General features: G+C 42.1%; 1 protein-coding gene. It reads right to left on the bottom strand.

Annotation, left to right across the window (positions count from 1 at the left end):
- Positions 1-349: transposase (locus A9G31_RS07085; protein ID WP_141671408.1), on the bottom strand; the 349-nt coding region annotated here is incomplete at both ends.

Raw genomic sequence — 349 nt, 5'->3', positions numbered from 1 at the left:
TGACGATAGCGATAAAGGCAGCTATCCATACTGCTTTTATCTATATCCTTACCATAATTACGTTTAGCAATCACCGTTCGTCCGCCTTTTTGACGAACAAAGCACCGAAAAGGCTCGCTGTCATAACCTTTATCGGCTATCACTGTATTGACTTCATCGAGCTTTTCAACTAGGTTTTCTGCATAAGTGATATCATGTCGTTGTCCTTCAGAAAGCTCAAAACAAATAGGCAAACCACCACTATCAACCGCAAGATGAATTTTAGTTGAATTACCACCACAGCTCTGACCTATTTGCTCGGAATACTCCGTTGCAGCGCCTGTACTATGTTGATGAGCCCTGATAATCG

The organism is Gilliamella sp. Gris1-4 (assembly GCF_001690335.1).
Classification (GTDB): Bacteria; Pseudomonadota; Gammaproteobacteria; order Enterobacterales; family Orbaceae; genus Gilliamella; species Gilliamella apicola_P.
The sequence above is the reverse complement of the archived record's forward strand: the minus strand, read 5'-3'. Positions and strand labels throughout refer to the sequence as shown.